A 21954-nucleotide genomic window follows, 5' to 3' on the forward strand; every position below is an offset into this window, starting at 1 on the left:
GTCAGACCTTCGCGCGGGCCATCGCGGACCGAGGCCGCAGGTAGACGGCCCAGGTGACCACCAGGCAGACCACGTAGAACGCCGCGAACAGGGCGAAGGCCGTCTTCACCGCGGAGACCGGGTCGGTGATCCACGGTGCACCGAACGTCATCGGGATGAGGAAGCCACCGATCGCACCGATGGCTCCGACGATGCCCAGCACGGCCGACGCCTCGCGCGTGGAGCGCAGGAGGGCGTCGCGACGCTCGGACGAGCCTTCCGGCCCCGCCTGCTCGGCCTGCACCTTCCAGATGATGGGGATCATCCGGTAGGTCGACCCGTTGCCGACGCCGGAGGCCGCGAAGACGAAGAGGAAGGCGGCCAGGAAGAACCAGAACACCTGCTCGTTGGCCTCCACCGCGCTCGTCACGGCGGTCGGGTAGGTGAAGGTCTCCGGGTCGACGGTGGTCGGGTCGATCTTGGGCACGGGGGTCAGCCGGGTGAGGGTGAGCAGCACCGCGAGCGTGCCCACGGTCATGAGGGCGAAGGACACGACGGTGATCCGTGCTCCGCCGAACCGGTCGGCCAGCCAGCCGCCGAACGGTCGGGTGATCGAGCCGACGAGGGCGCCGAGGAAGGCGAAGGAGGCCACGTTGACGCCGATGCCGACGACGTCGGGCACGGGCTGGTTCCAGAAGTTGATCTTGATGAGCAGGGGCATCGCCGCGGAGAAGCCGATGAAGGAGCCGAAGGTGCCGATGTAGAGCAGCGCCATGATCCAGGTGTGTCGGTAGGTCACCACGCGCAGCTGCTCGCGGGGTCGTGACGCCGCCACCGACAGGTTGTTCATGAAGAAGAACGCGCCGGCCGCGGCCAGGACGGCCAGACCTCCCCACACGTAGGCCGCCCGCTCCAGCGCGATCCCGGAGCCGCTGGCCTGCACGAGTCCGAAGAGACCGGCACCGCCGACCACGACGGGCAGGAACAGCTGGACCAGGGAGACACCGAGGTTGCCGCCGGCGGCGTTGAGACCGAGTGCCGCGCCCTTGCGGCTCGCCGGGTAGAAGAAGTTGATGCTGGCCATCGAGGAGGCGAAGTTCCCGCCTCCGACGCCGGCCGTCGCCGCGATGACGATGAAGACCCAGTACGGCGTGTCCGGCCGTTGCACGAACCAGGCGAAGAGCCCGGTCGGCACGAGCAGGAGCAGGGCGCTCACGCCCGTCCAGTTGCGGGCGCCGAACCGGGGCACGGCGAACGTGTAGGGCAGCCGGATGAGGGCGCCGACGAGGTTGGGAGCCGCGACCAGCCAGAACAGCTGCTGGGGGGTGAACGCGAAGCCGGCCGAGGCGAGGAAGGTGGCCGTGACGCTCCACAACAGCCAGACGGAGAAGCCGAGGTGCTCGGCGAAGATCGACCAGGCGAGGTTGCGCCGCGCGACCCGACGTCCCCGCGACTCCCAGAACGCGGGGTCCTCCGGGTCCCAGTGGTCGATCCACCGTCCGGTGCGACGCTGCGGTGGCGGGGTCGCGGCCCGGGTCGGTGCCGACGGAGCGGAGCGGGGCGTGTCGAGCTCGATCGTCATGGACTTCCTCGTTCGATCCGGGAGGGGCCGAGGGGCCCCAGGACGTCTCGAACGCTAGGGACGACGTGTTTCGCGGCGCACCGCCCGACGTCAGGGCTCGGTAACACTGTCCGCACACGGTCGGGGGTGGCACTGTGAGATCGCCGGGTCGCCGAGCGCGCTGGGGCTCGCGTGGAAGGATCGGGGCATGACTTCGACCGACGCCACCGCCACCACCGAGACCGTCGACTTCTGGTTCGACCCGCTCTGCCCGTGGGCGTGGATGACCTCGCGCTGGATGCTCGAGGTGGAGCAGGTGCGCGACGTGCACACCGTGTTCCACGTGATGAGCCTGTCGGTGCTCAACGAGGACAAGGACGTCCCCGACGAGTACAAGGAGATGATCCAGGCCGGATGGGGTCCCGTCCGGCTGGCCATCGCGATCGAGCAGCAGCACGGGCAGGAGAAGCTGCGCGCCTTCTACACCGCCATCGGCACGGCCCGTCACCCCGGCGGACGCGACTTCACGCGTGAGCTCTACGAGGAGGTCCTGGCCGAGGTCGGCCTGCCCGCCGAGCTCGCCGACGCCGCGGAGGACACGTCGCTCGACGACGCCGTCCGCGCCTCGCACGCCGACGGCATCGACCGGGTCGGCCAGGAGGTCGGCACCCCCGTGATCTCCGTCGCCGGCACCGCCTTCTTCGGCCCCGTGCTGTCGCCCGCACCCAAGGGCGAGGACGCCGGCAGGGTGTTCGACGGCGCGCGGCTGCTCGCCGGGTACGACGGGTTCTACGAGCTGAAGCGCACCCGCGACCGCGACCCGATCTTCGACTGAGCGTGACGGCGCGGCGGCGGGGTCAGTCGGCCGCTGCGACCGTCGGTGCGGCGGCACCATCGAGGGGACGTCCCGAGGACGCCTCCTGCGCGAGGATCGGGCCCAGGTAGAGCTGGACCAGGCTCGGCACCCGTCGCAGGTCCAGGCCGGTCACGACCTGGATGCGGTCGAGGCGTCCGCGCAGGGTGTTGCGGTGCACATGCAGGGCCTCCGCGCACCGGTGCGGACTCAGGTCGTGCTGGAACCAGGCCCGCAGGGTCGCCCGGAGGTCGCCGTGACGGTCCGCGGCCACGAGGGCACGCCACGGCTCCGACAGGGCGTCGGCCCGCCAGTCGTCGGCCAGGCCGCGCAGCAGCGCGACCAGGGGCAGGTCGCGCGGGTCGTACAGGTCCGCCTCGAGGCCGGAGACGGCCAGCGCGTCCTGCGCGGCGACCCAGGCTCGTCGTAGTCCCTGCGGCCCCTCGAACCCCCGTCCGGACGCGGCCACCAGCCGGCCCGGGTGGGCGTCGACGGCGCGGTGCACGTCGGCGTCGGCGTCGGGGACACGAGTCGGCCACCACACCGCCAGCTCGTCGGACCGGGTGCGGGCGACGAGCAGGTCCGGTCGGCGGACCAGGTGGCGCTGCAGCGTGCGCAACGCGCCCGCACCGGCGGTGCCCTCGGCGCGCACCACGGTGCAGCAGCGCAGCAGGTCGGTGATGCCCAGCTCCTCGGCCCGCCGGGCGGCGTGGAGCGGGTCGACCCGGCCCTCGACCACGGCGCAGAGGTGGTCCTCCCGCTCCTGCTGCAGACGCTGACCGCTCTCGAGCGCCCCGGCTTGCTCCACGATCAGCTCGGCCGTGACCCGGATCAGGTCCGCGAGCGGCTGGACCGTTGCGGGGTCGCCCGAGATGCCGACCACCCCGACCACCTCGCCGTGGTGCCGCAGCGGCAGGTTCACCCCGGGGTGTGCCCCGCGCAGGCCCCGGGCCTGGTCCGCGTCGATCACGACGGCCCGGTCGCCCTGGGCGGCCAGGAGCGCGCCTTCGTGCTGCTCTCCGCGCCGGGACGGGTGCCCGCTCGCGAGGATCGTGCCGCGCGCGTCCATGACGTTCACGTTGTGGCCGATCACGGCACTCGTGCGGTCGACGATGCGCTGGGCGACGTCCTCGCTGAGGGAGCTCATGAGCCCAGTATCGGACGTCGGCTGTGCAGATGCCCTGGATGATCGTCGACGACTGCTCCACGTCTGGTCACCTGCCCGTAGCGCCCGGTGAGGTCCTGTCCCCACGATGGAGGGGCGGCTCTGTGACGGCCGTCACCTCGAGAAGGAGAGACAGATGGCGGACGTCCTCGTGCTGGTAGGTCTGGTGCTCGGTCTGGTCGTGCTCGCGAGCGTGGTCAGGCTGCACCCGTTCGCGGCGCTGCTGATTACGGCGCTGGTGGGCGGCCTGGTCTTCGGCCTCCCGCTGCTCGACGAGGGGGAGGACCTGGGGCTGGTCGGCGTGATCACGTCAGGGTTCGGCTCGACCCTCGGCAACATCGGACTCGTGATCGTCCTGGGCACCGTGATCGGGGTGATCCTGGACAAGTCCGGTGCGGCCATCACGATGGCCGACTGGATCGTGAAGAAGATCGGTCAGCGCTTCCCGACCGTGACCATGTCCGTCATCGGCTACATCGTCTCCATCCCCGTCTTCTGCGACTCCGGGTACGTCATCCTCAACTCGCTCAAGGAGTCGATGGCCGCCCGGCAGCGCATCTCGCCGGTCGCGATGTCGGTCGCGCTCGCCACGGGACTCTTCGCCACGCACACGCTCGTCCCGCCGACGCCGGGACCGATCGCCGCAGCGGGAAGCCTCGGCCTCGGGAACCAGCTCGGGCTGGTCATCCTCGTCGGTCTCCCGGTGGCCCTCGTCGCGGCCGTGGCCGGCAACCTGTGGTCCAGGCGCTTCCGCGACGTGCTGCCCGACGGTGTGCCCGCGGAGGAGGTCGAGGCGCGGATCGCCGAGTTCGGGCGTCTGCGCGAGGACCTCGGGACGCTCCCCAGCCCCCTGGCGTCGTTCGCCCCGATCTTCGTGCCGCTGATCCTCATCATGCTCGGATCCGTCGCCGCCTACCCGACCTCCCCGCTGGGCGACGGCCCTGTCGCCACGGCGCTGCGCTTCATCGGCCTGCCGGTCGTCGCCCTGCTCGTCGGTGTGGTCTGCGCCCTGCCGCTGCTGCCGCGCTCCGGCTTCGTCGAGCAGCTGAACGCCCGCATCACGCTCGGCATCACCGAGGCGGCACCCATCCTGCTGATCACGGGAGCGGGAGGTGCCTTCGGCGCGGTCATCCAGGCCACGCCGGTCGGCTCCTACCTCGGCAACCAGCTGTCGGACCTCGGCATCGGCATCCTCGTGCCCTTCCTCGTGGCGGCGGCGCTGAAGACCGCACAGGGCTCCTCGACCGTCGCGCTGGTCACGACCTCGGCGCTGATGGCGCCGCTGGTGGGGGATCTCGGCTTCGACTCCGACTACGGGCGGGTGCTGGTCGTCATGGCCATCGGCGCCGGCGCGATGGTCGTGTCGCACGCCAACGACAGCTACTTCTGGGTGGTCAGCCAGTTCAGCCGGATGAGCGTCAAGCAGGCCTACGCGGCCCAGACGGCCGCCACCGGTGTCATGGGCGTGTCGGCCATCGCGGTCGTCTCCGTCCTGTCCCTCTTCGTCTGAGGAGACGGCCGTGCACGTCGTGATCGCACCCGACTCCTTCAAGGAGAGCCTGTCCAGCCCCGAGGTGGCCACCGCGTTGGAGCGCGGGTGGCTGCTCGGCGCACCCGGCAGCACCTGCGACCTGGTGCCGCTCGCCGACGGTGGCGAGGGCACGGTGAGGGCGCTCGTCCAGGCGACGGGTGGACGTCTCGAGCGTCGACGTGTGCAGGGGCCGCTCGGCGACCCGGTCGACGCCGAGCTCGGGGTGCTGGGTGGGCCCGGACCGCCGACGGCCGTTGTCGAGGTGGCGGCGGCGAGCGGGCTCGCCCTCGTGCCTCCGGACGAGCGTGACGCAGGGCGGGCCACGTCGTACGGCACAGGTGAGCTGATCGCTGCCGCGCTCGACCTCGGGGCACGTCGGATCGTCCTGGGTCTCGGGGGGAGCGCCACCACCGACGGTGGCACCGGCCTCGCCCGGGCGCTGGGCGTGCGGTTCATCGACGCCGACGGGCAGGACGTCGTCGGCGGTGGGGACGACCTGGGGCGCATCGTCCGCGTCGACACCGACGGTCGCCACCGAGGCCTCGCCGACTGCGAGGTGCTCGCGGCCTGCGACGTCGACAACCCGCTGACCGGTCCCGACGGTGCGGCTGCGGTCTACGGGCCGCAGAAGGGAGCCGACCCCACGTCGGTCGCGCTGCTCGACGGGAACCTCGCGCACCTCGCCGACGTGCTGGCGGGGGCGGGCCTCGGTGCCGACGCCACGACGCCCGGAGCCGGGGCCGCCGGCGGCATCGGGTTCGCGGTCCTCGCCCTCCTCCACGGGCGGCTCCGACCCGGTTTCGACCTGGTGGCCGAGGCCGTCGGGCTCGACGACCTGCTCGACCGAGCCGACCTGGTCCTGACCGGTGAGGGACGCCTGGACCGGCAGTCGCTCGCGGGGAAGACGCCGGTGGGTGTGATGCGGCGTGCGCGCGCCCGCGGCATCCCGGTCGTGGCCCTCGCCGGCTCGCTCGGGGAAGGCGCCGACGAGCTGCTCGACGCCGGGATGACCGCGGTCCTCAGCGTGGTCCCGGGCGTCGTCGACCACGACGAGGCGATGGGTCGCGCTGCGGCGAACCTGGAGGCGACGGCGCGCGCCGTGGCGGCCGTCTGGGCGGCTGCGAGGGCGCGTCCCGCCTGACCTCTGCCGCCGCGACACCGCGTCCCACCCGCTCTCGGCGGACACGTGGGCAGGCCCGTCCGGCCTACGCTGACCTCATGACGCTGCACCCCCAGGCCCGGGCCTACCTGGAGGCCCTCGGGTCCCACGACGGCGGGCCGCCGCTGGACCTCGATGCCGTCAGGGACATCCGTGCGCAGTCGCGGGCGGCCGCCCTGGAGCAGGACCGCATCGGCCTCGACCACGTGGCCGACGTGGACGCCGACGGCGTGCCGTGCCGGCTCTACCGTCCGAGGCTCGGTGCACCCGTGGCCCTCTACGTCCACGGGGGCGGCTGGGTCATGCACGACGTCGAGACGCACGACGTCTTCTGCCGGTACCTCGCGCACATCACCGGCTGGGCCCTGCTGTCGGTCGACTACCGACTGGCTCCGGAGCACCCGTTCCCGGCGGGCCTCGACGACGTGGAGCGCGCCGCCCGATGGCTCCGCGCGAACGGCCGCGGCCACCGGGTCGACACCGACTGGGTCCCCGCGATCGGCGACTCCGCCGGCGCCAACCTCGTCGCGGGGCTGTGCGTGCGCGACCCGGCACTCCTCGACCACCAGGTCCTGCTGTACCCCGTCACCGACCGCCGGGCCGAGCTCGACCCGTCGCTCGGGAACGCCGCCCTCGGCATCGACGACATGACCTGGATGTGGGAGGCGTACGCGCCGGGGGAGCGGGCCGACGAGCCCGAGGTGAGCGTGCTCCGCGTAGCCGACCTGGCCGAGCACCCGCCCGCCGTCGTCGTCACGTGCGAGCACGACGTGCTCCGTGACCAGGGCGAGGCGTATGCGGCAGCGCTCGCCGACGCCGGCGTGCAGGTCACCGCGCACCGGGCCCTCGGGATGATCCACTCCTTCTGGCGGCAGCCGGCCGTCTTCGACGCGTCTCGAGCCCTCGTGGTCGCGGTCGGCGGATGGCTCGACACGGCGCGGTCCGCGGCACGGGAGGCGTGATCGCGGCTGGCATACTGTCGCGCGTGGTGGAGCAGGCCGAGCCGGGGCAGACCGAGCGCCCAGCCTGGCGCCGCTTTCTCGACCGGCAGCTCAGCCGCGAACCCCTGGTGGTCGTCCCCACCCACGCCTACGGCCTGCGAGGCGTCGCGGACGGACCTCCGGCCCCGCACCGCCTGGTGCCGCTGCTGCGCACCGCGCTGCTGGGTGCGGCCTTCGCCGTCCTGGTGGTGCTCGCCCTCACCCGCCCGACGCCCCTCGTGGCGGTGCCCGGGGTCGTGGTGGCCGTCGCGCTCGCGGTCGGCGCGTCGGAGGGGACGCTGCGGCACTGGCGGCACCGCAGACGTCTGCGTCGCGCCCTGGTCCGTCACGCCCCGACCACGGCGATGGCCTACGCCGGCAGGTCGGGCGGTCCGTGGCAGCTGCGCATGTGGGAGCCCTACCTGCTGCGCTCCGGTGAGCCGAACGTCATCATCAACCTGCACGCCAAGTACGTCGAGCGGATCCTGACCGAGGGCGACACCCCGCTGCGATCGCCCTTCGTGCAGCTGGGGTCACGGGGGATGAAGGACCTCGACGACGCGCTGGTCCCCAGCCTCCGCGCCTTCTTCTACGTGCAGAACGCCCAGACGAACGCCCGGTTCATGGCGCGCCGGGACATCACGCACGTGTGGCTCAACCACGGCGACTCCGACAAGCCGGCCAACTACAACCCCCGGCACGCGGACTACGACGTCCTCGTCGTGTGCGGCCAGGCGGGCATCGACCGGTACGCCAACCACGGCATCCACGTGGACGCCGACAAGTTCGAGGTGCTCGGCCGCCCCCAGGCGTGGGACATCGAGCCCGCTCGCGGTGCCATCGGGTCCCTCGAGCAGCCGACCGTGCTCTACGCGCCGACGTGGCACGGCCTCGATCCCGCGGTCAACTTCTCCTCGCTCGAGCAGGGACCGAAGATCGTCGCCGCCCTCCTGCGACGCGGGGTGCGCGTGGTCTTCCGGCCACACCCGCTCAGCTACCGCTGGCGCATCCGACGGGCCGTGGTGCACGAGATCCACGGGCTGCTCGAGGCCGACCGGGCCGCCGGCGGTCCCGCGCACGTGTGGGGACGGCGCGCCGACGTCGAGTGGAGCGTGGCCGACTGCACCAACGCCTCCGACGCCCTCATCTCCGACGTGTCCAGCGTCGTGTCCGACTGGCTGCAGTCCGAGAAGCCGTACAGCATGACGGCGATGCGGTCGAGCGTCGAGGAGTTCCGCGACGAGTACCCCATCGCCCAGACCGCGTACGTGCTGCGCGGTGATCTCGAGAACCTCGACGAGGTCCTCGACGACCTGCTCGTGGACGACCCGCTGGCCGAGGCCCGGTCGGCTCGCAAGCGCTACGTGCTGGGGGAGTTCCGGGGCGAGGAGTCCGCCGACGCCTTCGCGGGGTTCGTGCGGCGCGTGGTGCGCGAAGGCCGCTGAACCGGCAACCGACCGCTCTGGGACACTGTCCGCATGCGCGTGCACCTCGGAACCGACCATGCCGGCCTCGAGCTCAAGGACGCCCTCGCGGCGTGGCTCACCGACCACGGGTACGAGCCCGTCGACCACGGCGCGCACGAGTACGACGCCGACGACGACTACCCGCCGTTCTGCGTCGCGGCGGCCCAGGCCGCGGTCGACGAGCCGGGGTCGCTGGCGATCGTGATCGGCGGGTCGGGCAACGGTGAGCAGATCGCCGCCAACAAGGTGCGCGGCGCTCGAGCGGCGCTCGCCTGGAGCACGGAGACGGCCGCACTCGCCCGTGAGCACAACGACGCCCAGGTGATGGCCATCGGCGGGCGCATGCACACGTTCGAGCAGGCCGTCGAGATCGTCGAGACCTTCCTGACCACGCCGTTCAGCGGAGCCGAGCGTCACCAGCGCCGGATCGACCTGCTCGCCACGTACGAGAGGACCGGCGGCTTCGCCTGATCCTCGTCGCCGGCCCCGACGGGTCGTCGTGCGGTACGCAGCGCGCTGACTAGGCTCGTCGGGTGGCTTCCTCTCCCGTCGTGACCGGCCCTCGAGATCGTCGTGCCTGAGGGCCACACCCTCCATCGGTTGGCAGGGCGGCTCACGAAGGCGTTCGCGGCGGACCGGGTGCGCTCGAGCAGCCCGCAGGGCCGTTTCGTCGACGGAGCCGGCCGGCTCGACGGGCTGGTGCTCGCCGGTGCCGACGCGTGGGGAAAGCACCTGCTGGTGCGGTTCGAGGGCCTCGACGAGCAGGTGCACGTCCACCTCGGCCTCTACGGGGCGTTCCGGATCTCGAAGCACGCCGAGGGCGAGGTCCCCGAGGTGAAGGGCCAGGTGCGCTGGCGGCTCGAGGGGCCGGCTGAGTGGCCCACGCGCACGGCGGACCTACGGGGTCCCACGGCGTGCGAGCTGCTGCTGCCCGGCGAGGTGGAGGCGCTCGTCGCGCGGCTCGGTCCCGACCCGTTGCGGGCGGACGCCGAGCCCGACCGTGCCTGGCGGCGGATCCACCGCTCGAGGGCACCGATCGCGACCTTGCTCATGGACCAGTCGGTCGTCGCCGGCATCGGCAACGTGTACCGGGCGGAGGCACTGTTCCGGCACCGCATCGACCCGTTCCTGCCCGGCCGGGACCTGCCCGAGCCGATCTGGGACGCCCTCTGGGCCGACCTCGTCGCCCTGATGCGAGAGGGCGTGCGCAAGGGTCGGATCGACACCGTCCACGTGGCGCACGGCCCGGCCGTCATGGGTCGGCTCCCGCGACGCGACGACCACGGCGGCGAGGTCTACGTCTACCGTCGCGACGGGCGGGAGTGCTACGTCTGCGGCGACGAGGTGCGCACCCAGGTCCTCGCGGCAAGGAACCTGTTCTGGTGCCCCACGTGCCAGGCCGCGGGTACGCTCGGCCGGTGAGATCACGTCTTCGCCGCGCCCGGCACACCGTGGGGCGCTACGTCGACGACCGGGTCGTGCGCTGGCAGACCGGCACCCAGGAGGGTCAGGTCGCGGTCCTCGGGGTGCTGGCGGTCCTCAGCGCGGTGATCCTCGCCCTCTCCATCGTGTCGTACCCGGTGTTCCCGGCCTTCACGTTCGTGATCCCGCTGCTGCTCGGCAGCATCACCCTGCGCTTCAAGCCGTTGCTCGTGCTGGTGGGCACGATCGCGCTGTTCGTGGCCGTCACGGTCACCGTCGAGTCGCTCGAGACGGGCATGACGACCAATCGGGTGAGCTCGCTCGTGATGATGACCGTCGTGGCCGGCATCCAGCTGTGGGAGGCGCGACGTCGGCGGAGCGGACTTCCCGGTCCGCTGGGCGAGGCCATGCTGGTCGACCTCCGAGACCGGCTGCAGGCTCAGGGCAAGGTCCCGCCCCTGCCGGCTCCGTGGCACGCGGAGTCCGCGATGCTGACCGCGGGCGGGGTGCACTTCTCCGGTGACTTCATGGTCGCCAACCTGAGCGAGGACGAGCGGAAGCTCGAGATGGTGCTCGTCGACGTCTGCGGGAAGGGCGTGGCCGCGGGGACCCAGTCGTTGCAGCTCGCCGGGGCCCTCGGTGGTCTGATCGGGGCGCTGCCGCCGCTGGCCCTGTTCGCGGCCGCCAACGACTTCCTCATGCGGCAGGACTGGGACGAGGGCTTCGCCACGGCGGTGCACGTGACGATCGACCTGCGCAGCGGGGACTACGGGATCATCAACGCCGGCCACCCGCCGGCGCTGCACTGGCACCCCGGCGCATCGGACTGGAAGACCGACCACGCCCGCGGCACGGCGCTCGGCATCCTGCAGCACCCCGACTTCCACGAGACCCGAGGGACCCTCGCGTCGGGGGAGGCCCTGCTGTTCTTCACCGACGGCGTGGTGGAGTCCCGTGAACAGGGCGTGGAGGAAGGCGTCGAGTGGCTCCGGTCCGTGGCCGCGCGTGCCGTGCGACCCGGCTTCGAGGGCGCCGCCGGCCGCATCATCGGACGGGTGAAGACCAAGGACGACGACCGAGCGGTGCTCCTGCTCGCACGTCGCGACTGACCCGCGGGCCGCAGCATCACCGGCCACGCGCATGTGGCATCCTGGAGTCGCTTCGGCCCCGAGAGCGGACGTAGCTCAATTGGTTAGAGTCTCTGCCTTCCAAGCAGAATGTTGCGAGTTCGAGTCTCGTCGTCCGCTCTCGGGGCCGAAGCCTGTTCCCAGCCGCGAGGCGTGGTCGAGCATCACGGGTCAGTGCTGGTCGGGCAGCACGTGTGCCCCGGCCGATGGGTCGGGGTGTCGTGGTCAGGGTCGCCAGCGGGTGTTGCGTTGCCAGGTGTCGGAGCCGGGGAGCTTCCACTCGACGTGTCCGTCGTCTGGGTTGATGCGTCCGATCCAGCCTTGGTCGTGTGCTCGGTGGTGGTGGAACGGGCAGAGCAGTGCGCCGTCTCTGATGTCGGTGGTCTTGGAGATGGCGTAGGGGTTCAGGTGGTGGGCCTCGGTCCACCGGGCGTCGCGGTCACATCCGGGAGTGGTGCAGCCCATGTCTCGCTTCTCCATGGCCCGGCGTGAGCTGCGGTTGAAGTAGCGGTTGGCCGAGCCGAGGTCGAGGGGGAGAGGCTTCCCGTTCAACACCATGGGCACAATCTGCGCGGAGCAGGCGAGCCGGCGTGCTTCGCCGGCGCTGATGCGGGTGCCGTCGGACAGCCCGGCGGCCTTGACGCCGCCGAGGAGGGTGTCGAGGTCCAGGTTCACGGTGACGACGGCGCTCACGCCACCGTTGGACGGCAGGGAATCGGCCGGGAGGTGCTCGACGAGGGTGGCGAACGCGTGCCCGAGGCGCTGCGGGTAGGACTGGCCGAATCCGACCTCGTCCATCTCGCCTGTGGCGGCGTTGACGGTCCCGACCTTCTGGTGCGGGGCTGCGAGCGCGTCGAGGGCGGTCTTGAGCATCGCGCCCTGGGCTTCGGGGAGGGTGAACCTGCCGGTGACGGTGCCGTCGTTGTTGTCCCACATCGAGAACGACGTCTTCTTGCGGGCTTCCTCTTCGCGGCGACGCAGGATCTCGTCCTCGTCGGCGTCGACCTCCTCGGTCTTCTTGCGGTAGGTCTCGGTGATCCGCGCCGCCCTGCGGCGCAGGTCCTTGAGCGTCAGCTTCTGCGCGTCCTTCAGCAAAGTCTCTTCGCACCGCTCGCGCTGCTCTGCGGTCACGTCCTCGGGCAGATTGGCCAGGGCGCGGGAGATGAGGTCGGCCTGCTTGGTGCTGATCACTCCGGCGGCGAGCGCGTTCTCGATGAGGGTGGTCTGCTCCTCGATCCGCTGCGCAGTGTTCACGAGTGCATCCGCACCCCCGCGGTCACCCCCGAAGTCGAACGAGATCGTCGCGCCGGTCGAGGTACCCGTTCCCGGTCGCGGACCGTCACCGTTGGCTGCCGCCTTGCGGGCCTTCTCCAGCACGCGAGCGGCGGCCATCTTGTGGGCGGCGACCTGGGACTCCAGGCGGCTCAGCTCACCGATCAGCCGCCGGACCTCACCGGTCTCCAGCCCGTCCCACGCACTGGTGGGGACCGCGGAGAATCCCTCACGAGCCGAACGCACGCACGCCGGCACCGGGTGGGTGTCGAGTGCGGCGACGCTCATGCTTCCTCCTGCGGATCTACCCCCATTCTAGAGACAGGATCAGACAAGAAACAAGCACACGTTCGAATACGTGACCAAGGTCCCGAGTCATCAGGGGCGATCGGTCCGGAGCACCAGATCGGCGGCGTTGCGGGTCCCTTCGGCGGCGAACAAGGCGCGCTCCTGCGCGGCCCACACGTCCCACCACGGCACGTACGCCTCACCGTCGCGTGCCGTGGCGCGGGTCCTGCGGGTCTCGACGTCGGCCTCGACCCAGACGAGCGCGCTCAGGAAGGGGCGGAGCGGTCGCGAGCCGCTGCCGCAGCCGTCGAGCACGAGCAGCGGTGCGGGCTCGACGGGCAGGCCGGGCAGCCAGGTGTCGCGCACCCAGCTCCACCGTCGGGGCCGCGCGACCTCGTCACGTGCGAGGGGGTCCAGCAGCTCGCGGGCCAGAGCAGGGGGCATCTGCGACAGCCCTCGCCATCCCGGCACGAAGGTGTCGGTCCGCAGCACCACCGCGTCCGTCCGTCGCGCCAGCTCGTCCGCGAGCGACGACTTGCCGGACCCGCTCGGCCCGTCGATCGCCACCACCGTGGTGGAGCCGCACGCCGGTAGTCGTCCGCGCACCAGCTCGACCACGGCGTCCATGCGGCCAGCGTAGGTTCGTGCGCGGCGCAGAGATCGTCCGGCGGTCGGTTCGGTCAGGCGAGTCGCTCGACGAGCGCGCGACCGAGGGCGCGGCCCGACACGAAGGCCGCCTCGACCGACGACGACGGCCCCCAGGAGTCGCCGCACGCGCCGATGCCGTCGTCGTCGAGGTGGAAGGGCGCCTCGCGCTCCTGTGCGGGGCGGGCGAAGGTCCACCGCTGCACGTGGACGAGCCAGGGCTCGTCGCCCGGCACGTCGACCACCTCGCGCAGCGCGGCGAGCATCGGGTCGGCGGCCGAGGCGGGGTCGGACAGGTGCCGGCGGGCGCGCTCGGCGGTGCTGTGCGCGACGAGGACCGGGGCCCGGTCGCCACGACGCAGCCCGTCGTCGGCGACCCACGTCAGGTCGGGGTGGTCACCGACGAAGACGCCGTCCTCCTCGGGCCAGGTGCGCCGTTGCCAGCCGACGGTGAGGGCGAGGGCCGGCTCGTAGGGATCGTCGAGGGCGTCGTGGGCGGCGGTGCCGGGCGCCACGAGCCTGCGGGCCTGGGGGTCAGGCATGGCGAGCACGACGGCGTCGGTCTGCTGCCCGTCGACGCTCGGCCGCTCCCCGACGGTCACGTGCTCCACGGGGTCCGCGCTGCGGATGTCGAGACCCTCCGCCAGGTCCTGGACGAGGGAACGGAGCCCGTGGGGCGCGGACCACCGGACGGGGCCGGGCTTCGGCTCCCGCTCGCCGTCGGACCACGCCGTGAACGTGTCGGTCCACGGTCGCGCGAGCCCTCGGCGCTCCCAGTCGTCCACGACGGCGGCGAAGGCGTCGTCGCGAACCGTGAAGTAGCTGGCACCGATGTCGACCACACGGTCGCCGTGGCGGCGCAGTGCCATGCGGCCGCCGGGTCGACGGCCGGTGTCGCGCAGCACCACCGTGTGTCCTGCGGCCTCCAGCTCACGAGCGCACGCGACGCCGGACACGCCGGCTCCCACCACCACGACGTCTGCCATGCCCCGATCGTCGCACCCACCGGCGCACCCGGCAGGACGAGACGAGCCCCCGACCCGGACGGGTCGGGGGCTCGTCGGAGCGCGTCGGCTCAGGCCGCGTCGCGCGTGGGGTAGTCGGTGTACCCCTCGGCGCCGCCACCGTAGAACGTCGACGGATCGGGCTCGTTGAGCTCGGCGCCGTCGCGCCAGCGGTCGGCGAGGTCGGGGTTGGCCAGGAACGGGCGGCCCACGGCCACGAGGTCGGCGAGGCCGCCGTCGACGATGTGCTTGACCTCGTCGAGGTCCGTGACCTCGGTGAACCCGGTGTTCGCGATCACGACGCCGCCGAAGCGGCTGCGCAGCTCGCGGAACAGGTCGCTCGCGGGGTCGCCGAGGATGCTCAGGTAGGCCAGGCCGAGGTCGGCGATGCCGTCGACGAGCGCGAGGTAGGTGGCCCGCGTGTCGGCGGCGTCCTCCTCGAGCACGCCCTGGATGTTGTGCGCAGGCGAGATGCGCAGCCCGACCTTGTCGGCACCGATGGCCTCGACGGCGGCGCGCACGGCCTCGATCGTGAGGCGGGCCCGGTTCTCGGGGCTGCCGCCGTACTCGTCGGTGCGCTCGTTCGTGGACGGCGCGAGGAACTGGTGCAGCAGGTAGCCGTTGGCGCCGTGCACCTCCACGCCGTCGAGCCCGGCCGCGACGGCGTTGCGGGACGCCTGCGCGAACTCCTCGACGACGCCGGGGATCTCCGCCGTCTCGAGCGCGCGGGGGACCGGGTGCGGCTTCTGGCCGTCAGCGGTCACCATCTCGCCCGGGGCCGCGATGGCGCTCGGGGCGACCGTGTCGAGGCCGTCCTTGTTGTCCGGGTGGGCGATGCGTCCGGCGTGCATCAGCTGGGCGACGACGCGGCCGCCTCCGGCGTGCACGGCCTCGGCGACGCCGCGCCATCCGTCGACCTGCTCGGGGGAGTGCAGGCCCGGCGTGGCGAGGTATCCCTGGCCCACGGCCGACGGCTGCGTGCCCTCCGTGACGACCAGCCCGGCACCGGCGCGCTGGCCGTAGTACTCGGCGGCGAGGGCTCCGGGCACGCCTCCGGCCTCGGCGCGGTTGCGGGTCAGCGGCGCCATGACGAAGCGCTGGGGCAGCTCCCAGGCGCCAACGGTGATCGGGTCGAAGACGGTGGTCATGTCTCTCCTTCAGCTCGGGTGTCCCGGACGCTGTCCGGGCGGGGCCGCGGACGGCCCATCTCCTTCACTGTTCAACCATCTGCCCGACGACGCATTCCGAATCGCGGCGACTGTGGGGGGTCTCACCCGCTGGCGTAGGCTGACGTCCGCCGTCGCCGCTGGTGCGGGTCCGACGGCACCGGGATGTAGCGCAGCTTGGTAGCGCATCCGCTTTGGGAGCGGAGGGTCGCAGGTTCAAATCCTGTCATCCCGACCCTGCTCGACCGTGGGCGTGGCGGTCAGCGCACCCGTGTGCTCGTCCGTGCACCCTGTGACGTCGTCATCCCGTCCCGCGAGGGTCGGAAGCGGACCCAGTACGTCCGCTTCCCCTTCGGCTGGCGGGCGAGGGTCGTGGTCGCCCGACCGTCCACGACGCGGATCGTCCCGATGCGGTCCGAGCCCTTCCTCGACCGGTAGAGGTCCAGTGAGCCGTCGACGTAGGCGGCGCTGACCTTCGCGACGGTCACCCTCGCCGACACCGCGACGCGACGGCCACCGCGCGGCGTCAGCGTGGCCTTCACGCTGCTGCGGGCCGACGTGACGTCGCGCGACGTGCTCCGCACGACTGCACGGGCGTATCCCGGACGCTGGACCGTCGCCTGCGCGACGACGTTGCGCCCGACGTCGGACGCGGTGGGCCGGTACCGGGCTCCGGTGGCGCCCTTGATCGCCTTCCCGTCGCGGAGCCACTGCCAGCTGGTGGTGCTCGGGGTGGGGGAGAGCGTGCCGGTGCGGGCCGACAGCAGCTCGTGGGCGACGGGCGCCGTCGTCGACGTGGTCGGTCGGCCGGTGAAGTACTCGGGGTCGCGCACCTCGACGGCCGGGGACGACACCCTGCTCTCGATCCCCTTCCGCTGCGCCGTCACCTCGGCGCTGACGAAGCTACCGTCGAGCGTGCGCGGTGCCGTGAAGCTCGATCCGGTCGCGAGCAGGACCCGTCCCGGCCCGGAGCCCTCGTACCATCGCACGCCGGTGATCACCGCGTCGTCCTGGTACAGCACACCCGGGTCGACCGTCATCGGCCGGTCCCAGGCAACGGCGTGGGGGCCGACATCGAGGGTTGGTGCGACCCGCCAGTACGGCGCCCGGTGTGCGAGGTCGGTCCGGACGTCAGTCGCTTGTCGGGGCTGCACCGAGGCGTCGCGGCGGGCGTGCTCGATGCGGTGCAGCGGATCACTGATGGAGAGCCCGTAGGTGCCCTCGCGCAGGCCGCCCAAGGTCCAGGAGCCGTCCGGGCCGGTCGTGACTTCGACCCGAGCCGCGTCGGAGGTGATTCGAACACCGTTCAGCGGCACCCCGTCGGAGGTACGGACCACACCGGAGAGCGTGCCGTTCGGCACCATCACGATCGGATCGGCCACGGTGATGCGGCCGGCGAAGACGTCGACCCGCTGCGCCGCGTCCTCGCTGGTTGCGCCACCGGAGAAGGTCTGGGCGTCGGCTCCCTGGGCCCCGTAGCCGACCCCGGTCACCGACGGTCCGCTGACCCGCACGACAGTAGGCCCGGAGTCGAGACCACCCAGGTCGTAGTCACCTTGGGAGGTGATGTCGCTGCGGCTCACCGGAACCCAACCTTCGTCACCTCTCGGCTGGAAGGCCTCGACGTAGGCGACGCGGGGCAGCGGCGATCCGTCGGCCCGCGACACGAGTCCCGTCAGGTGGCCTCCCGGCCGCGGAACGAAGGAGGTGAGGTCGACTGAGGAGTCGGGCTCCACCTGGAGGACGCTCGCATCGTCGGGACTCTCCGTCGAGGGGAAGTAGGTGGTGGAGACGTCCTCGAAGCCGGATCCGAAGGTGGGGTAGGGCTGGCGGTACCAGGCGACCCGATAGTCGCCCGCCGGAAGGTGGAAGTCCACGGTCTCGGCCCCCACGACGACCGGGTGCTGCGTCCAGTCGACGGTCCTCCAGGTGCCTTCGTCGAGTCGTTCGAACCGCAGGTGCGTGCGCTCGGCCCAGGCTCGTCCGACGGTGATCGTCCCCGACGCGGTGGCGTCGGCCGGGGCAGCCAGCAGCGTGGTGCCGAGGACCGTCGCCAGGAGGGCAGCGACGAGGTGGGACGCGCGGTTCATGACCGAAATCTAGGACGTTCCCCTCGGTTGTGCCCGCCGAACGCCGAAGTCGGTCTCACATGTCGCGGTAGCGCTGCGCCGCGTCGAGCTTCTCGCGGAGCAGGTCCGCGGTGACCTGGCGCGGCGGCGCGTCGACGTCGCCGGTCTCGGGGTCGATGTAGAGCCCGGCGTAGGCGGCGGTGTCGCGCTGGTAGCGCCAGCCCTCCGAGAGCGGGCCGACGTCGTACGCGTCGTAGCCGAGGGCGTCGAGCACCTCCGTGACCGTGCGCTTGGCGTCGTCGTGGTCGCCGGCGATGGCCAGGACGGAACGCTCGGCGTCGCCGCTCGGCCGCTGCAGCGTCCCGAGGTGCTTGAAGTAGATGTTGTTGAACGCCTTCACGACGTGCGACTCGGGCAGGTGCTCCTGCGTGAGCTCGCTCGTGGTGGTCGACTCGTCGTCGAGCTGCGCCACCTGGCCGTCGCGCTGCGGGTAGTAGTTGTTGGTGTCGATGACGACCTTGCCCCGCAACGGCTCGACGGGGACGTCGGGGAGCGCCTTCAACGGCACCGTGACGACGGCGATGTCTGCGGCCTCCGCGGCCTCGACGGGTGTGGCCGCGCGGGCACGCGGCCCGAGGCGGTCGACGAGCTCGGTCAAGGTGTCGGGGCCGCGACGGTTGCTGAGCACGACGTCGTAGCCCGCGTCGACGGCCAGCTGTGCGACCGTGCTGCCGATGTGTCCGCTGCCGATGAGTCCGATGGTGGTCATGCTCGGTTCAACACGACGGACCGACCGGGTGTTCCACCCCCATGCCCGACCCCCATCGGTGGATCCTCAACCGCAGGCGGACGTCTGCGGTTGACGATCCACCGATGCGGGCGCTGATGTTGCGGATCCACCGATGGGGGGAGTCAGACGAGGGCGCGGAGGGCGGTGTCGGCGGCGCGCAGGGCCTCGCGGTCCCACGTGGAGATGGAGGCGAGCAGCTCGTCGGCTCCGGTGCGGTCGGCCAGCTGCTCGAGGGTGCGCCGCACGGTGGCCGCGTCCCCGGCGATCGCGCGGTCCAGCGACGTCTCCACCCGCCTGCGCACCTGGTCGGGCCAGTCCTGGGCGCGGATCGACGCGGGTGACTCCAGCGGTGGGAACTCGCCCGTCCGGCGCGAGATCGCCATGGCCCACGCCTCGGGCAGGGCCAGCTCGCGGGCCGTCGCGACGTCGTCGGCCACGTGCACGTCGGCCGACACCACGACCGACGGTCGGTCGTGCTCCGACGAGGGCACGAAGGTGCGCCGATAGGCCGCCAGGGCCTTCGGGAGCTCGTCGGACCACAGCACCGGTCCACCGACGACCACGGGCAGACCCAGCTCGGCGGCCAGGGCGATGCCCCGACCGGTGGCCAGCAGGAACATCGGGACGGGACCGCCTTCCGGTCGCACCGTCACCGGGCCCGCGCCGGACAGGTGGTCGCGCAGCTCGCGTACGTCGTCGGCGAAGCGGTCCGGGGCGTCCGCGGCCTCCCGCAGGGCGGCACGGACGGGCGGGGTGAAGCCCGACGACCGGCCGAGCCCGACGTCGACGCGACCCGGGTTCAGCGCCTCGAGCATCCGCAGCTGCTCGGCCACCACGAACGGCTGGTGGTGGGGGAGCATGATGCCGCCCGACCCGATCCGGATGCGTGACGTCGCCGCCCCGATCGCCGCCATGAGCACGGGCGGTGACCCGCTGGCGATGCCCGGGACGCCGTGGTGCTCGGCCACCCAGAAGCGCTCGTAGCCGAGCTGCTCGGCCCAGACGGCACGTTCCACGCTTCCCGTCAGCCCCTCGCCGTCGGGGCGGCCGACGCGGGTCCGGGAGCGGTCGAGCAGCGAGAGCCTCACGTCGTCGTCAACACCGGACGGGGCCGATGGCTTCCGCGGCCGGACCGTCTCCTGGTCGTCCCGCCCCGTTCACCGCGGCATCGCCGTCCGGTACCCCGCCCCTGCCTGACTGGAGGGGTGAGGACCGGGACACCCCGCCAGCCCCCCGCGCGCCGCCGACCCCCGATGAGCCGCCGTGACCTCGTGGTCAGCGGTCTCGGACTCACAGTCGGCGCCGGGGTCGTCGCCTCCACCCTGCGGCCCTCGGCCGCACCGGCCAGTCGGCACCAGCACTTCCAGCACGGACTGGCGTCCGGGGACCCGCTGCCCGACGGCTTCGTGCTGTGGACCCGCGTCTCGCCCGCGCCCGACGCCACGCCCGGCTCGGGACGCGGGGGCCCGGTCGACGTGGCCTGGCAGGTGGCGCTCGACGACGTCTTCGCGGACGTGGTGGCGGAGGGCACGGTGAGCACCGACGCGGGGCGCGACCACACCGTGAAGCTCGACGTCCGCGCTCTCCGACCCGCCACGACCTACTGGTACCGGTTCTCCCACGGACCGGACACGGTCACCGGTCGCACCCGGACCGCACCGGCCGTCGACGCGGCCGTGGACCGGCTCCGGCTCGGCGTGGTGTGCTGCGCCAACTGGCAGGCCGGCCACTTCGGCGCGTACCGCCACCTGCTCGACCACGACCTCGACGCCGTCGTGCACCTCGGCGACTACCTCTACGAGTACGAGCCCGGTCGCTACTCCCACGGAGCAGACTGGTCCGACGTCCGGCGCCACGACCCCCCGCACGAGACCGTCACGCTCGAGGACTACCGGCGCCGGCACGCGCAGTACAAGACCGATCCCGACCTGAGCCGCCTGCACGCCGCCCTGCCGATGATCGCCACGTGGGACGACCACGAGGTCGCGGACGGCTGGTTCCCCGAGGGTGCGTACGAGCACGACCCCGCGACCGAGGGCCCCTGGACCCGCCGGCGCGACGCCGCGCTGCGGGCCTACGACGAGTGGATGCCGGTTCGGCTGTCGGGCACGGCGACGGTCGGCGACGGCACGACGATCCAGCGCCGCTTCCGCTTCGGTAGCCTCGTCGAGCTGACGATGCTCGACCTGCGCAGTCGCCGAGACGAGCGGGTCGAGCCGCGCGACGTCGCCCTCGCCGACGAGCGGCGCACGCTCACCGGCACGGACCAGGAGTCCTGGCTGGCGCAGGGGCTCGCGGCCTCGACCGCCCGGTGGAAGCTCGTCGGGAACCCGGTGATGGTGGCGCCGATGCTCATGCCGCCGCGGCCGCGCGGGGAGGAGCTGGCGCTGCGCGACACGACCGACCCCATGACCTGGGGCTCCCCGGAGCCGAACACCGACACGTGGGACGGCTATCCCGCCGAGCGGCGGCGGCTTCTGCAGGGTCTGGCCGACGCCGGCGTCGACGACGTGGTGTTCCTCAGCGGCGACGTGCACACGGCGTGGGCCAACGAGGTGGAGCTCGACGGCCGGCCGGTGGCCACGGAGCTCGTGTGCAGCTCGATCACCAGCAACAACGTCGACGACTTCATGGGCACCGCGCCGCGCACCGTCTCCCTCGCGATGGAGGAGGCGATCGGCGCGCTCAACCCGCACGTGCGTTTCGTCAACCTCGACGACCACGGCTACAGCGTGGTCGAGCTGACGCCCTCGGAGGCGAGGTGGGAGTGGCACGCCGTCAGCGACCGTCGAGATCCCGACGCGTCCTCGCGGCTGCTCGCCGCGCGGTGCGTCCGGTCGGGCTCCGCGCGGGTGCTCCCCGTCTGACGGCGAGCGTGGCAGGGCCACGCCCACGCCGTCGGACGGAGGGGCCGGGCCTCGGGAGCCCGACCCCTCCGCACCGCGTGGCGGTCAGTCGTCGTCGGGCTCGCTGCCCTGGTAGGCGCGGTCGTCGCCCTTGCCGCCGCTCACGACGTCCTTGGCCGCTCCGCCCTCGACGAGGTCGTTGCCGTCCTGGCCGTAGACCTTGTCGCGGCTCGCGCCACCGTCGAGCTCGTCGCGCCCGGGACCACCGTGCAGGCGGTCGTTGCCGGAGTCGCCGTCCACGTCGTCGTTGCCGTAGCCGGCGTAGACCAGGTCGGCGCCCGTGCCGCCCTCGACCTCGTCGTTGCCGTAGCCGGAGCAGATGACGTCGTTGCCGCCGTTGCCGTCGATCTCGTCGCTGCCACCGAGGGACACGATCACGTCGCGTCCGCGCGTCCCCTCGATCTCGTCGGCCCCGTTCGTGCCGACGATGGTGGCCTTGTAGCCGCCGCAGGAGTACGACGACGCGGCCTGGGCGGGGGAGGTGACGACGAGGGCGACCGGGACGACGCCGATGACGGCGGCCGCTGCTGCTGCGAGGGTGGTGCGCTTCATGGTGGTCCTCCAGGAGTGG

General features: G+C 72.4%; 18 protein-coding genes, 2 tRNA genes and 1 pseudogene. 11 read left to right on the plus strand and 10 right to left on the minus strand.

Annotated features, from left to right (window positions below; all coding sequences use genetic code 11):
* Position 1: 1 nt before the first annotated feature.
* Complete coding sequence (locus RQG84_RS12015) at positions 2–1561, minus strand: MFS transporter (protein WP_311210221.1); 1560 nt, start codon at positions 1559–1561, stop codon at positions 2–4.
* 187 nt (positions 1562–1748) lie between these two features.
* On the opposite strand from RQG84_RS12015, the gene RQG84_RS12020 reads away from it, so the two are divergent.
* Complete coding sequence (locus tag RQG84_RS12020) at positions 1749–2375, plus strand: DsbA family protein (protein WP_055964961.1); 627 nt, start codon at positions 1749–1751, stop codon at positions 2373–2375.
* A 22-nt stretch (positions 2376–2397) separates the two neighbouring features.
* On the opposite strand, the gene RQG84_RS12025 is transcribed toward RQG84_RS12020, so the two are convergent.
* Positions 2398–3540: a sugar diacid recognition domain-containing protein gene (locus RQG84_RS12025; protein ID WP_311210222.1), complete on the minus strand. Its 1143-nt coding sequence runs from the start codon at positions 3538–3540 to the stop codon at positions 2398–2400.
* Positions 3541–3694: 154 nt separating this feature from the next.
* Here RQG84_RS12025 and RQG84_RS12030 point away from each other — a divergent pair, with 154 nt between their 5' ends.
* The 8 genes from RQG84_RS12030 (at position 3695) to RQG84_RS12065 (ending at position 11363) form a co-directional block, all read left to right on the plus strand.
* On the plus strand, positions 3695–5068 hold the full coding sequence (locus RQG84_RS12030) for a GntP family permease (RefSeq protein WP_311210223.1): 1374 nt from the start codon (positions 3695–3697) through the stop codon (positions 5066–5068).
* Positions 5069–5078: 10 nt separating this feature from the next.
* Positions 5079–6230 (plus strand): glycerate kinase, encoded by a 1152-nt coding sequence (locus tag RQG84_RS12035; protein WP_311210224.1) that lies wholly within the window; start codon positions 5079–5081, stop codon positions 6228–6230.
* A 77-nt stretch (positions 6231–6307) separates the two neighbouring features.
* Positions 6308–7210, plus strand: coding sequence for an alpha/beta hydrolase (locus RQG84_RS12040; protein ID WP_311210225.1), 903 nt, complete (start codon positions 6308–6310; stop codon positions 7208–7210).
* A 23-nt stretch (positions 7211–7233) separates the two neighbouring features.
* On the plus strand, positions 7234–8673 hold the full coding sequence (locus RQG84_RS12045) for a CDP-glycerol glycerophosphotransferase family protein (protein ID WP_156368168.1): 1440 nt from the start codon (positions 7234–7236) through the stop codon (positions 8671–8673).
* 33 nt (positions 8674–8706) lie between these two features.
* Complete coding sequence (locus RQG84_RS12050) at positions 8707–9165, plus strand: ribose-5-phosphate isomerase (protein ID WP_311210226.1); 459 nt, start codon at positions 8707–8709, stop codon at positions 9163–9165.
* Positions 9166–9267: 102 nt separating this feature from the next.
* Positions 9268–10116, plus strand: a complete 849-nt coding sequence (locus RQG84_RS12055) for a DNA-formamidopyrimidine glycosylase family protein (protein WP_311210227.1) — start codon at positions 9268–9270, stop codon at positions 10114–10116.
* Positions 10113–11225, plus strand: coding sequence for a PP2C family protein-serine/threonine phosphatase (locus RQG84_RS12060; protein ID WP_156364701.1), 1113 nt, complete (start codon positions 10113–10115; stop codon positions 11223–11225). The genes RQG84_RS12055 and RQG84_RS12060 overlap by 4 nt, the downstream gene beginning before the upstream one ends.
* A 64-nt stretch (positions 11226–11289) precedes the next feature.
* Positions 11290–11363: transfer RNA gene (locus RQG84_RS12065), tRNA-Gly, on the plus strand.
* A 105-nt stretch (positions 11364–11468) separates the two neighbouring features.
* Here the strand turns inward: RQG84_RS12065 and RQG84_RS12070 are convergent.
* The 4 genes from RQG84_RS12070 to RQG84_RS12085 all read right to left on the minus strand — a co-directional run bounded on the left by RQG84_RS12070 (position 11469) and on the right by RQG84_RS12085 (position 15600).
* On the minus strand, positions 11469–12803 hold the full coding sequence (locus tag RQG84_RS12070) for a DUF222 domain-containing protein (protein WP_311210228.1): 1335 nt from the start codon (positions 12801–12803) through the stop codon (positions 11469–11471).
* 90 nt (positions 12804–12893) lie between these two features.
* The gene (locus tag RQG84_RS12075) at positions 12894–13430 is read right to left on the minus strand and encodes an AAA family ATPase (RefSeq protein ID WP_311210229.1); all 537 of its coding nucleotides are present in this window, start codon (positions 13428–13430) and stop codon (positions 12894–12896) included.
* A 53-nt stretch (positions 13431–13483) separates the two neighbouring features.
* The gene (locus RQG84_RS12080) at positions 13484–14434 is read right to left on the minus strand and encodes an FAD-dependent oxidoreductase (RefSeq protein WP_311210230.1); all 951 of its coding nucleotides are present in this window, start codon (positions 14432–14434) and stop codon (positions 13484–13486) included.
* A gap of 89 nt (positions 14435–14523) precedes the next feature.
* Positions 14524–15600 carry an alkene reductase gene (locus tag RQG84_RS12085; RefSeq protein WP_311210231.1) on the minus strand — a complete coding sequence of 359 codons (1077 nt, stop codon included), beginning with the start codon at positions 15598–15600 and terminating at the stop codon, positions 14524–14526.
* Between the two features lie 179 nt (positions 15601–15779).
* Between RQG84_RS12085 and RQG84_RS12090 the strand changes: the two genes are divergently transcribed.
* Positions 15780–15853, plus strand: a tRNA-Pro gene (locus RQG84_RS12090).
* Positions 15854–15878: 25 nt separating this feature from the next.
* Here RQG84_RS12090 and RQG84_RS12095 read toward each other — a convergent pair.
* The 3 genes and pseudogenes from RQG84_RS12095 to RQG84_RS12105 form a co-directional block, all read right to left on the minus strand.
* Positions 15879–17708, minus strand: coding sequence for a carboxypeptidase-like regulatory domain-containing protein (locus RQG84_RS12095; protein WP_311210232.1), 1830 nt, complete (start codon positions 17706–17708; stop codon positions 15879–15881).
* A 55-nt stretch (positions 17709–17763) separates the two neighbouring features.
* Positions 17764–18486, minus strand: a pseudogene (locus RQG84_RS12100) (NADPH-dependent F420 reductase); the annotation flags it as partial.
* Positions 18487–18599: 113 nt separating this feature from the next.
* The gene (locus RQG84_RS12105; RefSeq protein ID WP_311210233.1) at positions 18600–19565 is read right to left on the minus strand and encodes an MsnO8 family LLM class oxidoreductase; all 966 of its coding nucleotides are present in this window, start codon (positions 19563–19565) and stop codon (positions 18600–18602) included.
* Between the two features lie 165 nt (positions 19566–19730).
* Here RQG84_RS12105 and RQG84_RS12110 point away from each other — a divergent pair, with 165 nt between their 5' ends.
* Entirely contained in the window at positions 19731–21344 is a 1614-nt protein-coding gene (locus tag RQG84_RS12110) for an alkaline phosphatase D family protein (RefSeq protein ID WP_311210234.1), read from the plus strand.
* Positions 21345–21428: 84 nt separating this feature from the next.
* Here RQG84_RS12110 and RQG84_RS12115 read toward each other — a convergent pair whose 3' ends face one another.
* The gene (locus tag RQG84_RS12115) at positions 21429–21935 is read right to left on the minus strand and encodes a calcium-binding protein (protein ID WP_311210235.1); all 507 of its coding nucleotides are present in this window, start codon (positions 21933–21935) and stop codon (positions 21429–21431) included.
* Positions 21936–21954 lie beyond the last annotated feature (19 nt).

The organism is Aeromicrobium sp. WCS2018Hpa-31, from assembly GCF_031843905.1.
Classification (GTDB): Bacteria; Actinomycetota; Actinomycetes; order Propionibacteriales; family Nocardioidaceae; genus Aeromicrobium.

Coding starts and splice junctions, on each gene's coding strand:
- RQG84_RS12110 (WP_311210234.1), top strand. CDS start 19,731: ATGAGCCGCCGTGACCTCGTGGTCAGCGGTCTCGGACTCACAGTCGGC.
- RQG84_RS12020 (WP_055964961.1), top strand. CDS start 1,749: ATGACTTCGACCGACGCCACCGCCACCACCGAGACCGTCGACTTCTGG.
- RQG84_RS12025 (WP_311210222.1), bottom strand. CDS start 3,540: ATGAGCTCCCTCAGCGAGGACGTCGCCCAGCGCATCGTCGACCGCACG.
- RQG84_RS12015 (WP_311210221.1), bottom strand. CDS start 1,561: ATGACGATCGAGCTCGACACGCCCCGCTCCGCTCCGTCGGCACCGACC.
- RQG84_RS12050 (WP_311210226.1), top strand. CDS start 8,707: ATGCGCGTGCACCTCGGAACCGACCATGCCGGCCTCGAGCTCAAGGAC.
- RQG84_RS12040 (WP_311210225.1), top strand. CDS start 6,308: ATGACGCTGCACCCCCAGGCCCGGGCCTACCTGGAGGCCCTCGGGTCC.
- RQG84_RS12085 (WP_311210231.1), bottom strand. CDS start 15,600: ATGACCACCGTCTTCGACCCGATCACCGTTGGCGCCTGGGAGCTGCCC.
- RQG84_RS12115 (WP_311210235.1), bottom strand. CDS start 21,935: ATGAAGCGCACCACCCTCGCAGCAGCAGCGGCCGCCGTCATCGGCGTC.
- RQG84_RS12070 (WP_311210228.1), bottom strand. CDS start 12,803: ATGAGCGTCGCCGCACTCGACACCCACCCGGTGCCGGCGTGCGTGCGT.
- RQG84_RS12080 (WP_311210230.1), bottom strand. CDS start 14,434: ATGGCAGACGTCGTGGTGGTGGGAGCCGGCGTGTCCGGCGTCGCGTGC.
- RQG84_RS12095 (WP_311210232.1), bottom strand. CDS start 17,708: ATGAACCGCGCGTCCCACCTCGTCGCTGCCCTCCTGGCGACGGTCCTC.
- RQG84_RS12075 (WP_311210229.1), bottom strand. CDS start 13,430: ATGGACGCCGTGGTCGAGCTGGTGCGCGGACGACTACCGGCGTGCGGC.
- RQG84_RS12030 (WP_311210223.1), top strand. CDS start 3,695: ATGGCGGACGTCCTCGTGCTGGTAGGTCTGGTGCTCGGTCTGGTCGTG.